General features: G+C 69.0%; 9 protein-coding genes and 1 tRNA gene. 9 read left to right on the top strand and 1 reads right to left on the bottom strand.

Annotated elements, in window-relative coordinates; translation table 11 throughout:
- Positions 1-16 precede the first annotated feature (16 nt).
- Positions 17-766, top strand: coding sequence for a transposase family protein (locus ACFVKT_RS16310; protein WP_385731836.1), 750 nt, complete (start codon positions 17-19; stop codon positions 764-766).
- Between the two features lie 497 nt (positions 767-1,263).
- On the opposite strand, the gene ACFVKT_RS16305 is transcribed toward ACFVKT_RS16310, so the two are convergent.
- Positions 1,264-1,335, bottom strand: a tRNA-Arg gene (locus ACFVKT_RS16305).
- Positions 1,336-1,535: 200 nt separating this feature from the next.
- Here ACFVKT_RS16305 and ACFVKT_RS16300 point away from each other — a divergent pair.
- From ACFVKT_RS16300 to ACFVKT_RS16265, 8 genes are all read left to right on the top strand, one after another.
- Entirely contained in the window at positions 1,536-2,033 is a 498-nt protein-coding gene (locus ACFVKT_RS16300) for a response regulator (protein WP_385731834.1), read from the top strand.
- Positions 2,034-2,402: 369 nt separating this feature from the next.
- The gene (gene nrtL, locus ACFVKT_RS16295; RefSeq protein ID WP_385731832.1) at positions 2,403-3,401 is read left to right on the top strand and encodes an ArgS-related anticodon-binding protein NrtL; all 999 of its coding nucleotides are present in this window, start codon (positions 2,403-2,405) and stop codon (positions 3,399-3,401) included.
- Between the two features lie 93 nt (positions 3,402-3,494).
- Positions 3,495-4,886, top strand: a complete 1,392-nt coding sequence (lysA, locus tag ACFVKT_RS16290; RefSeq protein WP_385731830.1) for a diaminopimelate decarboxylase — start codon at positions 3,495-3,497, stop codon at positions 4,884-4,886.
- Positions 4,887-5,133: 247 nt separating this feature from the next.
- Positions 5,134-6,432: a homoserine dehydrogenase gene (locus tag ACFVKT_RS16285; protein ID WP_385732135.1), complete on the top strand. Its 1,299-nt coding sequence runs from the start codon at positions 5,134-5,136 to the stop codon at positions 6,430-6,432.
- Positions 6,433-6,438: 6 nt separating this feature from the next.
- The gene (gene thrC, locus ACFVKT_RS16280; RefSeq protein ID WP_385731828.1) at positions 6,439-7,500 is read left to right on the top strand and encodes a threonine synthase; all 1,062 of its coding nucleotides are present in this window, start codon (positions 6,439-6,441) and stop codon (positions 7,498-7,500) included.
- A 427-nt stretch (positions 7,501-7,927) separates the two neighbouring features.
- Positions 7,928-8,857: a homoserine kinase gene (gene thrB / locus ACFVKT_RS16275; RefSeq protein ID WP_385731826.1), complete on the top strand. Its 930-nt coding sequence runs from the start codon at positions 7,928-7,930 to the stop codon at positions 8,855-8,857.
- Positions 8,858-9,245: 388 nt separating this feature from the next.
- Positions 9,246-11,306 carry a transcription termination factor Rho gene (gene rho, locus ACFVKT_RS16270; protein ID WP_385731824.1) on the top strand — a complete coding sequence of 687 codons (2,061 nt, stop codon included), beginning with the start codon at positions 9,246-9,248 and terminating at the stop codon, positions 11,304-11,306.
- A 357-nt stretch (positions 11,307-11,663) separates the two neighbouring features.
- Positions 11,664-12,803 (top strand): LCP family protein, encoded by a 1,140-nt coding sequence (locus ACFVKT_RS16265; RefSeq protein ID WP_385731822.1) that lies wholly within the window; start codon positions 11,664-11,666, stop codon positions 12,801-12,803.
- The last annotated feature ends 56 nt before the right edge of the window (positions 12,804-12,859 follow it).

Here is a 12,859-nt window from a genome sequence, read left to right as displayed (position 1 = left end):
CGGCGCAGGAGCCTCGTTGGTTGCCTATCCTGCCGCACTCGACCTGCCCCATGCCCTGGTCGAGTGGGTCACGATGCTCATCGTCACCCGCGAGGGTGACCGCCGTTGCAAGCTCCGGCCGCACCAACGTGCCCTGGTCGGCCTGGTGTACCTACGCAAACACGACACCCTCGCCCAACTCGCAGCCGGTTTCGGCATTTCCATCGGCACGGCTCACGCCTACACGGCAGCCGTCATCGCCTTGCTTGCCGACCGCGCACCTGGGCTCCTGCGGAGCCTGCGCGAAGCCGACCCCGACTACGTCCTGCTGGACGGCACCCTCGCGGAGTGCGACCGGGTCGGCGACAGCCGGGCTGACTTCTCCCAAAAACACCGACGCCACGGCGTGAACGTACAGGTGGTGACCGATCCAGCAGGACGCCTGCTGTGGATCTCGCCCGCCCTGCCCGGCCGCGCCCACGACCTGACCGCGGCCCGCACCCACCGGATCATCCGGATCTGCGAACGCCAGGGCATCCCCATCCTCGCGGACCGCGCCTACATCGGAGCCGGCCCATGGGTGACAACACCACGCAAGCGCCCACCAGGCCACGACCTCACGCCAACCGAGCAAACCGTCAACCGAGCACTGTCCGCAGCACGGGCACCGGTCGAGCGCGGTGTCGCACGGCTCAAGTCGTGGCGGATCTTCCGCAAGGCTCGATGCAGCCCGAATCGAATGACGTCAATCGCCGCAGCCGTCCTCACCCTGGAGCGGCAACGCTGAAAACGCTCACTGCTGCTGGGGGTGACTCGGCTGACCTGCCGTTGGTCGGTGAGTGGCTCGGCGCGCCGACGGCCGAGGGGCGGCCCGCCTCAATCGGCGGAGGACCCGCGGTGGCGTTCGAGGCCTGGATCGTCTGCGAGGACGAGTTCGGCTCCTCGATGACGCCGCCGTTGCCCGCGCATGGGCCAGGCTCGGACAGACGTCCGTGATCCGGCGTGGCAGTCATCGCCAGTCAGCATTGGCTGCCCCAAAGGTCATGCGTTGCCGGACGAGACGGACCTTTACGCCTGGCGCGCTGCGCACGGGTTCGAGCCTGCGGAGTAGGGCGTGAGGGCAAGGCGGCCTCAGCGTGTCGGAGGCGTATCGCGTGTATCGGAGATAGTGCGCGAACAGTGAGAGAGAACGAGAAAGAGCGGGAGTCAGTGAGACTGACTCCCGCTCTCTCATGTCGGCATCCGCCCAGCTCAGCGCCTTGTTCTTGCTGGCTGTGTGGCGAGTGCCCCCGGCAGGATTCGAACCTGCGCACACGGCTCCGGAGGCCGTTGCTCTATCCCCTGAGCTACGGGGGCGTGTCGGGCGCTTGGTGTGCGGCGACGGGTAGAACCCTACCAGCTCTTTTGGGGGTGACCGGCATGGGTTTCGGTGGGGGAGGGGTGGGGTGTTGTCGGGGGAGTGGAGGGTTCCGGGTGGGGTGGCGGTGGGTCGTCCGCACGGGGCGGAAGTGGGGAAAACCCGGACGCGGCGGTGGGTGCGGACCTACCCTCAAGTTGTGCCAGGCGCGTCGGGCCGGGTGCTTGTTGTAGACGACAACAAGGTCATCCGGCAGCTGATCAGGGTCAACCTTGAGCTGGAGGGTCTCGAGGTCGTGACCGCAGCCGATGGTGCCGAATGCCTGGACGTCGTGCATCAGGTGCGGCCCGATGTGGTGACCCTCGATGTGGTCATGCCTCGGCTGGACGGCCTGCGCACCGCCGCTCGCCTTCGGGCCGACCCGCGGACCCGGAACCTTCCCCTCGCCATCGTCAGCGCCTGCACTCAGTACGAGGTCGAGAGCGGACTCGATGTCGGCGTCGACGCCTTCCTTGCCAAGCCCTTCGAGCCTGCCGAACTCGTAAAGCTTGTACGGCAGTTGATGGAGCGTCGGGGGAGTGGCGGTGGTGACGGTGGCAGCGGTGTTGGTGGCGGTAGCACCGGGGCCGCCTTCCCGGGTGTCTTCGGTGCCGAGGAAGCCGAGCGTGCCGAGCGCGCTGGACGTGCCGGTCACTGACCCGTCAAGTCCCGACCAGTCGATTCTCTGGCTCATCAATCTCCGACCAGTCGATCCCTGGCCGGTCAATTCCTGACCAGTCGATCCCGGGCCGATCAATCCCCGGCTCGTCAATCCCTGGCACGTGAGCCACTGAAGCATCAGTTACCCGCGGGCCGTCCACGGGTCATTTCCGGGCCGCGGGGATGGGCTTGGACAGCGTCTGGCGTCGCGTCACCAGCCGTGTCATCCCGGTTCCAACAGCGCCCCCGACAGCCCCGGGTTCCCAGGCCCTCGTCGGCGCCCTCGCCCCCACCCCGCTCGTCCACATCCCGGACCACCCCCAAACCGACTCGCCTACCCACCCCCCTCCTCCCCTAGGCTTGTCCCGTGACCCCCGTCGAGCTCTCCCGTACCGTGCTGGGCGCGGTGCGTCGTGCTGTGGACGAGGGGGAGCTGAGCGTGGTGGTGCCGGAACGGGCCGTGGTGACGGTGCCGGGGGCCGGGGGGTGTGGGGACTACGCCACTAGCATCGCGTTGCAGCTGGCCCGGCCGGCCGGGCGGGCGCCGCGGCAGGTCGCCGAGATTCTGCGGCCGCATCTCAGCGATGCGCCCGGTGTCGCGGGCGTCGCGATCACCGGACCCGGATTCCTTAACATCAGCCTCGACCAGGCCGCCGTCGCCCGCACGCTCGTGTCCGAGATCCTGCGACAAGGCAGCCGGTACGGGGATGGAGACGCCCTCGCCGGGCAGGTCATCGAGCTGCGCGTGCCGTACGACCTCCGTGCCGAGGTCGTCGCCGACACGCTCGTACGGATCATCGCCACCCAGGGTGGCCGCGCCCAGGTACGGCACGCCGAGCCGGTCGGCCTCCGGCCCGTTCCCGCCCCCGAGGATCTAGCCTCCCTCGGCCCCGACGCCGCCCGCTGGGCCCTGCTCCACTCCGCACCCCATGACCGGCCCCGGATCACCGCGGACCACCTCGTCCAGCGCGAGACGAACCCCCTCTTCCGTATCCGGTACGCCTACGCCCGCACCCGCGCCCTCAGCCGCAACGCCGCGAGCCTGGGCGTCGACAGCGCTGTCGCGGACGTACCCCCAGCGACTGGCGCCGCAGACGCACCCCAAGCGTCAGAACTCCTCACCGCCCTCGCCGAGTACCCCCGCGCCCTCGGCGCCGCCGCCACCCACCACGCCCCGGACCGGCTTGCCCGGCATCTCGTCACGATCGCCGATGCGGTCCTCGACTTTCAGCACACAGTGCTGCCGCTCGGTGACGAGAAACCCTCGGCCGCCCACCGGGCCCGGCTGGCGCTTGCCGAAGCCGCCGGGGCGGTGCTGGCCGGCGGCCTGTCCCTGCTCGGCATCAGCGCACCCGAATACCTCTGAAACAGCAGATGACAGAGCTGACGACACCGCAGATGACTCAGCCGACGACGCTGTCGATGACACCGCAGACGACACAGTAGAAAGCCCACAGACATGAGCCGTTCCGCACATCCCGCCGGGCCCCGTCACGCCGACGTCCTGACCGAGGGGCACTACACCGCTCCGCCCGCGGATCTCAACGCCCTCGACCCGAAGGTCTGGGCGCAGACCGTCACCCGTAACGGCGACGGAGTCGTCAGTGTCGGCGGGATCGATGTGGCCACGCTCGCGGAGGAGTTCGGCACCCCCGCCTACTTCATCGACGAGGCCGACTTCCGGGCGCGGGCGCGCGCCTGGCGTACCGCATTCGGGCATGACGCCGACGTCTTCTACGCCGGAAAGGCGTTCCTGTCCCGGGCCGTCGTGCGCTGGCTGGACGAGGAGGGGCTCAATCTGGACGTGTGCTCCGGTGGGGAGCTCGCCACCGCCCTCTCCGCCGGTATGCCCGCCGACCGCATCGCCCTGCACGGCAACAACAAGTCCACCGAAGAGATCACCAGGGCTGTCGAGAGCGGCGTCGGACGTATCGTCCTCGACTCCTTCCAGGAGATCGTCCGCGTCGCCCACATCGCGCAGTCCCTCGGCAAGCGGCAGCGGGTGCAGATCCGGGTGACGGTGGGCGTGGAGGCGCACACCCACGAGTTCATCGCCACGGCGCACGAGGACCAGAAGTTCGGGATCCCGCTGGCCGGCGGCCAGGCCGCGGAGGCCGCGCGCCGTGCCCTCCAGCTCGACGGTCTCGAGCTCATCGGCATCCACAGCCACATCGGCTCGCAGATCTTCGACACCTCGGGGTTCGAGGTGGCCGCCCACCGCGTCATCGGACTGCTCAAGCAGATCCGCGACGAGCACGGTGTCGAGCTGCCCGAGATCGACCTCGGCGGCGGCCTCGGAATCGCGTACACCAGCGAGGACGACCCGCGCGAGCCGCACGAGATCGCCAAGGCGCTGACCGAGATCGTCACCCGAGAGTGCGACGCCGCCAGGCTGCGGACGCCGCGGATCTCCGTGGAGCCCGGGCGCGCCATCGTGGGTCCGACCGCCTTCACCCTCTACGAGGTCGGCACCATCAAGCCGCTCGACGGGCTCCGGACGTACGTCTCCGTCGACGGAGGCATGTCCGACAACATCCGGACGGCGTTGTACGACGCGGAGTACAGCGTCGCCCTCGTCTCCCGTACGAGTGACGCCGAGCCCATGCTCGTCCGGGTCGTCGGCAAGCACTGCGAGAGCGGCGACATCGTGGTGCGGGACGCGTTCCTGCCCGCCGACCTGGCGCCCGGTGACCTCATCGCCGTCCCCGCCACCGGTGCCTACTGCCGGTCCATGGCCAGCAACTACAACCACGCACTCCGCCCGCCGGTCGTCGCCGTGCACGACGGCGAGGCCCGGGTGATCGTCCGCCGTGAAACGGAGGAGGACCTGCTCCGCCTTGATGTCGGCTGAGACCCGGCGACCGAGCGTCGCCGACTCAGCCGCCGCCGGCCGAGCGACGGCGGCTGAGAGACGCCGAACGAGCGACATCGGCCAAGAGAGACGCCGGTCGACAAGCGTCGGCAGGGGTGGAAGATCTCCGGTCTTCCACCCCCGTAGAAATGAAATGGACGTCTCACGATCCGGACATGGGATAGAAAGTCCCGTCCGGTGAGTGAGACTGGTCCAACCGTGACGTAACAGGAAACGAGGTCGGATGATGCGTACGCGTCCGCTGAAGGTGGCGCTGCTGGGCTGTGGGGTAGTCGGCTCAGAGGTGGCGCGCATCATGACGACGCACGCCGACGATCTCGCCGCCAGGATCGGGGCCCCGGTGGAGCTGGCCGGCGTCGCCGTGCGCCGCCCCGCCAAGGTCCGTGAGGGCATCGACCCCGGCCTCATCACCACCGACGCCACCGCGCTCGTCAAACGGGGCGACATCGACGTCGTCGTCGAGGTCATCGGCGGTATCGAGCCCGCTCGTACGCTCATCACCACCGCCTTCGAGCACGGCGCCTCCGTCGTCTCCGCGAACAAGGCGCTGCTCGCCCAGGACGGTGCCGCGCTGCACGCCGCCGCCGAGGAGCAGGGCAAGGACCTCTATTACGAGGCCGCGGTCGCCGGCGCCATCCCGCTCATCCGGCCGCTGCGCGAGTCCCTCGCCGGCGACAAGATCAACCGCGTGATGGGCATCGTCAACGGCACCACCAACTTCATCCTCGACAAGATGGACTCGACCGGCGCCGGCTATCAGGAGGCGCTCGACGAGGCCACCGCGCTGGGATACGCCGAGGCCGACCCCACCGCCGACGTCGAGGGCTTCGACGCCGCCGCCAAGGCCGCGATCCTCGCCGGAATCTCCTTCCACACACGCGTGCGCCTCGACGACGTGTACCGCGAGGGCATGACCGAGGTCACCGCCTCCGACTTCGCCTCGGCGAAGGCGATGGGCTGCACCATCAAACTGCTCGCCATCTGCGAGCGGGCCGCCGACGGCGAGTCCGTCACCGCGCGCGTGCACCCGGCCATGATTCCGCTGAGCCACCCGCTCGCCTCCGTGCGCGGTGCGTACAACGCGGTCTTCGTCGAGTCGGACGCCGCCGGGCAGCTGATGTTCTACGGGCCGGGCGCCGGAGGCGCGCCGACGGCGTCCGCCGTGCTCGGCGACCTCGTGGCCGTCTGTCGCAACAAGCTCAGCGGCTCGACCGGGCCCGGCGACTCCGCGTACACCCAACTGCCCGTCTCCTCCATGGGCGAGGTCGTGACGCGCTACCACATCAGCCTCGACGTGGCCGACAAACCGGGTGTTCTCGCCCAGGTGGCCACCGTCTTCGCCGAGCACGGGGTGTCCATCGATACCGTGCGCCAGCAAGGGCGACCAGACGGAGGCGGCGAGGCCTCCCTCGTCGTCGTCACCCATCGTGCGTCCGACGCGTCCCTGCACGGGACCGTCGAGGCGCTGCGCAGCCTCGACACCGTGCGGGGTGTCGCCAGCATCATGCGGGTTGAAGGAGAGTAACCAGCAATGACGACCCACCAGTGGCGCGGAATCATCGAGGAGTACCGGGACCGGCTGCCGGTATCCGGCAGCACGCCGGTCGTGACGCTCCGGGAGGGCGGCACGCCGCTCGTGCCCGCGCAGGTGCTCTCCGAGCGCACCGGGTGCGAGGTCCACCTGAAGGTGGAGGGCGCCAACCCGACCGGGTCCTTCAAGGACCGCGGTATGACCATGGCCATCTCCAAGGCCAAGGAGGAGGGCGCGAAGGCCGTCATCTGCGCCTCCACCGGCAACACGTCAGCGAGCGCCGCCGCCTATGCCGTACGCGCCGGGATGGTCTGTGCCGTTCTGGTGCCGCAGGGCAAGATCGCGATCGGCAAGATGGGCCAGGCCCTCGTGCACGGCGCGAAGATCCTCCAGGTCGACGGCAACTTCGACGACTGTCTGACGCTGGCGCGCGCGCTGTCCGACAACTACCCGGTGGCGCTGGTCAATTCGGTCAACCCGGTGCGCATCGAGGGCCAGAAGACCGCCGCGTTCGAGATCGTGGACATGCTCGGCGACGCGCCCGACATCCACGTCCTGCCGGTGGGGAACGCGGGCAACATCACCGCGTACTGGAAGGGGTACAAGGAGTACGCCGCCGACGGCATCGCCAAGCAGACCCCGCGCATGTGGGGATTTCAGGCCTCCGGTTCCGCCCCGATCGTGCGCGGCGAGGTCGTCAAGGACCCCTCCACCATCGCCACCGCGATCCGTATCGGCAACCCGGCTTCCTGGCAGTTCGCGCTCGCCGCCCGGGACGAGTCGGGCGGGTTCATCGACGAGGTGACGGACCGTGAGATCCTGCGCGCCTACCGCCTGTTGGCCGCGCAGGAGGGCGTTTTCGTCGAGCCCGCGTCGGCCGCGTCCGTCGCCGGTCTGCTGAAGGCGGCCGAGCAGGGCAAGGTCGACCCGGGCCAGACGATCGTCTGCACGGTAACCGGGAACGGGCTCAAGGATCCGGACTGGGCCGTCGCAGGTGCTCCGCAGCCGGTGACCGTCCCGGTGGACGCCGTCGCGGCCGCCGAGAAGCTCGGTCTCGCCTAACGAGCGTTGTGGTTTCGCGTAGACGGAGAGTCTCGCGTAAACGGAGAACACCCGACGAGACACCCGACGGGGGGTGCACAGGGGGCTTACGACACGCATCGTGCGCCTCCTGTGCGCCCTATGTCGCCACAGAACCTGTCTTCGATAGGCTGTACTGAACCCGCCCGCCGCATATGCCGCGGTGCCGCCCTCGTTGTGGCCTTCGGGTGTTGACGTACGCGTCAGGTTCGTAGCGCAAGCCGTCCCACATCCCTATCGCCAGTCGCCTCACATCCGTACCGCCAGTTGCTCCACCAGCCGTATCGCATGACGCTCCACCAGCTGTATCGCATGACGCCCCACAGCCGTATCGCAAGACACCCCACGCACGTAACGCACGTTTTCGAGAATCTCGTACATCACGCAGCTCAAGGAGAGTCATCGAGCGATGGCCGGTCCAGCCTTCCGCGCCGCCGCCGTCCGGGTGCGCGTCCCCGCCACCAGCGCCAATCTCGGGCCGGGCTTCGACGCCTTCGGCCTGTCACTGGGGCTGTACGACGACGTGGTCGTCCGGGTGGCGGACGCCGGGCTGCACATCGACATCGCGGGTGAGGGCAGTGAGACGCTGCCGCGCGACGAGGGTCATCTCCTCGTACGTTCCCTGCGCACCGCCTTCGACCTGCTGGGCGGACAGCCGCGCGGCCTTGAGATCGTCTGCGCCAATCGCATCCCGCACGGCCGGGGCCTCGGTTCCTCGTCGGCGGCCATCTGCGCCGGCATCGTCGCCGCGCGGGCGGTGACCATAGGCGGGGACGCGAAACTCGACGACACGGCCCTGCTTGAGCTCGCCACCGAGATCGAGGGGCACCCCGACAACGTCGCGGCCTGTCTGCTCGGCGGATTCACGCTCTCCTGGATGGAGACCGGCGCGGCGCGGGCGATCAGGATGGAGCCCGCCGATTCCATCGTTCCGGTGGTTTTCGTACCGGGAAAGCCGGTCCTCACCGAGACCGCGCGCGGTCTGCTTCCACGCACCGTGCCGCATGTCGACGCCGCGGCCAACGCGGGCCGCGCGGCACTGCTCGTCGAGGCCCTCACCCGGCGTCCCGACCTGCTGCTGCCCGCCACCGAGGACCGTCTGCACCAGGAGTACCGCGCCCCGGCCATGCCCGAGAGCATCGCGCTGGTGGAGCGGCTGCGGGGTGACGGCATCCCCGCGGTGATCTCCGGCGCGGGCCCCACGGTGCTGGCCCTCGCTGACGGGGCGTCGGCCGACAAAATCGCCGACCTCGCAGGTCAGGGGTGGGCTGCCAATCGTCTGGACCTCGACGCCACGGGAGCGAGCGTGTTGCCGCTCGCACCCTCCGGTGTCAATTAGAAGCGCGCGGTTACCGGATTTCGAGAGGGGGAATGTTTGTTGGATCCGGTAGTGTTAATCTCAAGTCTGCACCCGACCTCACCATGGCGAGGTGCTTCGCGTCCCCGTCCGGGACACCCATTCTTCCGGGAGCCTCCCAAACTGCTTTGTGCCATGCATTGGGTGCTATGTGCTGAGCAGTGTTGAGCACGCTCCGGAACCGGCGTGACCGAGCCGATGACACCGCAATTCAGTGCCACGGCTCCGGAATCGTCATCACCAGTTATGTCTTCCGCCGCGTTGGCGGACCACCGCCCCGGCACGGTCCGTACCAAAAGGACCAAATCCGGACAGCAAAACCGGTCGCCGTGCCAGACAGGCCGACGTCCGCTCCAGGGAAGGACCCTTCGTGAGCGACACCACCGATCTGATGGGCGCACGTGTCGAGGAGACCGCTGCCGCGCCCGCCACGGACGCCTCAGCGGCGCCTGCCTCCGGTGCAGGCTCCCGGCGGCGCCGCGGTACCGGCCTTGACGGCATGGTGCTGGCAGAGCTTCAGCAGGTCGCGTCCGGCCTCGGTATCAGGGGCACCGCGCGGATGCGCAAGAGCCAGCTGATCGAGGTCATCAAGGAGGCGCAGGCCGGGGGAGGCGGCGCGTCGGCGAAGGCCGATGCCATTGCCGAGACCAAGCCGAAGCGCCGGGCCACCTCGAAGGCCCGTACGGGCGTTGAGGCCGCCGAGGCCGAGGCCAAGGCCGAGCAGCCCGCCGCCGAGAAGGCCGTTGCCCCGCAGCAGATCGACATTCCCGGCCAGCCCGCCGGTGGCCCCTCCCGCGCGAGTGAGGCCGAGGACGCCCCCGTGGGCGAGCGTCGCCGTCGCCGGGCCGTTGCCGAGGCCGGCAGCCCCGAGACGGTCACCGCCGAGGCGAAGAGCGAGTCGAAGACGGAGACCCTGGTCGAGGCCAAGCCCGACGCGGGTGACGGCGACGGCCGGCAGGGCCGCCGTGACCGTCGTGACCGCGACCGTGGTGGCCGTGACCGCGACCGCCGGGCCGGCAAGACCGACGAGCAGCAGAGCCAGGGCCAGAGCGGTCAGGGTGGCCAGGGTCAGGGCGGCGGTCAGCAGCGCCAGGACCGCCAGGACCGTCAGCAGCAGAGCCAGGGCGGCGGCCGTCAGGACCGTCAGGACCGTCAGCAGCGTGACAACGGCCCTCAGGACGACGACGAGTTCGGCGATGGACGGCGCGGCCGTCGCGGCCGTTACCGGGACCGTCGTGGCCGTCGTGGCCGCGAGGACTTCGGCCCGAACGAGCCGCAGGTCGCCGACGACGACGTGCTGATCCCGGTCGCGGGAATCCTCGACATCCTCGACAACTACGCGTTCATCCGTACGTCCGGCTACCTGCCGGGTCCGAACGACGTGTACGTCTCCCTCGCCCAGGTCCGTAAGAACGGTCTGCGCAAGGGTGACCACGTCACGGGCGCCGTCCGCCAGCCCAAGGACGGCGAGCGCCGCGAGAAGTTCAACGCGCTGGTCCGCCTCGACTCCGCGAACGGCATGGCCGCCGAATCCGGCCGTGGCCGCCCGGAGTTCAACAAGCTGACGCCCCTTTACCCGCAGGACCGGCTCCGTCTGGAGACCGACCCGGGTGTGCTGACGACCCGCATCATCGACCTCGTCGCGCCGATCGGTAAGGGCCAGCGTGGTCTGATCGTGGCCCCGCCGAAGACCGGCAAGACCATGATCCTGCAGGCGGTCGCCAACGCGATCACCGTCAACAACCCCGAGTGCCACCTGATGGTCGTCCTGGTCGACGAGCGTCCGGAAGAGGTCACCGACATGCAGCGGTCGGTGAAGGGCGAGGTCATCTCCTCGACCTTCGACCGCCCGGCCGAGGACCACACCACGGTCGCCGAGCTCGCCATCGAGCGCGCGAAGCGTCTGGTGGAGCTGGGTCACGACGTTGTCGTACTGCTCGACTCGATCACGCGTCTGGGCCGTGCGTACAACCTCGCCGCCCCCGCCTCCGGCCGCATCCTGTCCGGTGGTGTCGACTCGACCGCGCTGTACCCGCCGAAGCGCTTCTTCGGTGCCGCGCGCAACATCGAGGACGGCGGCTCGCTGACCATCCTGGCCACCGCGCTCGTCGACACCGGCTCGCGCATGGACGAGGTGATCTTCGAGGAGTTCAAGGGCACCGGCAACATGGAGCTCAAGCTCGACCGGAAGCTCGCCGACAAGCGCATCTTCCCGGCGGTCGACGTCGACCCGTCGGGCACGCGTAAGGAAGAGATCCTCCTCAACGCGGAGGAGCTCGCCATCGTCTGGAAGCTGCGCCGGGTGCTGCACGCGCTCGACTCGCAGCAGGCCATCGAGCTGCTGCTGGACAAGATGAAGCAGACGAAGTCCAACGCCGAGTTCCTGATGCAGATCGCGAAGACGACGCCGGGCAACGGCGGCAACGACTGATCCGGATCCCGTGGAGTCCGAGGGCCGCCCCCGTCACACCGGTGACGGGGGCGGCCCTTTGCGTGCGACCGGCCGGCAGGTGACCGGCGAGATCTTTGCCACAGGAGCCGGGGTCGGCGCCGATCCCGAGCGGCACGGCCAATTCGGCTGAAATCGCAGGTGAGCGGGGTTCCCTCGCACTCACCTGTGACTCACTGTGCCCGTGGACCCACAGCTTGGGCACAGAGCGTCGTGCAACCCTTGCCCGAGTTTCCCCGTCTGACCGTACGGAGTGACCATGGAGCTGAATGTGTCACGCCGACCGGGCCTGAGCCTGAAAGCAGGGGGTAACCGACCCGAACAAGGACTGAGGAGCACATGCCTGCCGAGAGCACGCCGGAACCCGGCATACCCGGGGAGTCCGGCACCAGCGCCCCGCGCCACCGCGCGAAGGGCCGCCGCCGCAAGGCCCGCAGCAAGCGCCGCAAGGGCCTGCTGATCACGGCCTGGGTCGCGGCGGGCATCGTCGTGCTGGGGGGCACCGGCGCCGGATACCTGTACTTCAAGCTCAACGGCAACATCAAGAGCGTCGACATCAACCAGGTCCTGGGCACGGACCGGCCGGAGAAGGTCGACAACGGCTCCGAGAACATCCTGGTCCTGGGCTCCGACACCCGCTCCGGCTCCAATGAGAAGCTGGGCGGCGGCACCGACGACGGCAGCGCCCGCTCGGACACCGCGATGGTCGTGCACGTGTACGAGGGCCACAAGTCGGCGAGTGTGGTCTCCATACCCCGCGACACACTCGTCGAGCGCCCCTCCTGCACCGACGCCAACGGCGTCACGCACGACGCGGCCTCCCAGGTCATGTTCAACTCCGCGTACTCCACGGGTGGCGCCGCCTGCGCGGTGAAGACCGTCGAGTCCATGAGCGGGATCCGCATGGACCACTACATCGAGGTCGACTTCAGCGGCTTCCAGAAGCTCATCGACGACCTGGGCGGCGTGAAGATCACCACCACCCAGGACATCAACGACCCCGACAGCCATCTGAACCTGAAGGCCGGCACCCACACCCTCGACGGCGAGCAGGCGCTCGGCCTGGTCCGCACCCGGCACGGCGTCGGCGACGGCTCCGACCTCGGCCGGATCCAGCTCCAGCAGGCGTTCATCAAGGCACTGATGAACCAGGTCAAGAGCATCGGCCTGCTGACCAGCCCGACCAAGCTTCTCGAACTCGCCGACACCGCCACCAGCGCCATCACCACCGACTCCGACCTGAAGTCCGTCAACGACCTGGTGTCCTTCGCGAGCGGCCTCAAGGGCATCAGCTCCTCGAAGATGACCATGGTGACGATGCCGGTCCAGTACGACAGCGCGAACGCCAACCGTGTGCTCGTCGACGAGGCCAAGGCCAAGCTGGTGTGGGACGCCCTGAAGAACGACCAGGTGATCCCGAAGTCGGCCACCGAGGGAACCGCCACGGGCTCTGCGAAGGACGTCGTCACCGCGGGCTGACGGGCATGGGGAAGCTCAGGGAAGCGTCGCCGAGCGGCACCGGAAGGGGCTGGGAA

It is taken from the genome of Streptomyces sp. NPDC127595 (assembly GCF_042671685.1).
Lineage (GTDB): Bacteria > Actinomycetota > Actinomycetes > Streptomycetales > Streptomycetaceae > Streptomyces.
Note: the sequence above shows the minus strand (reverse complement) of the source record. Positions and strands in the feature narration are given on the sequence as shown.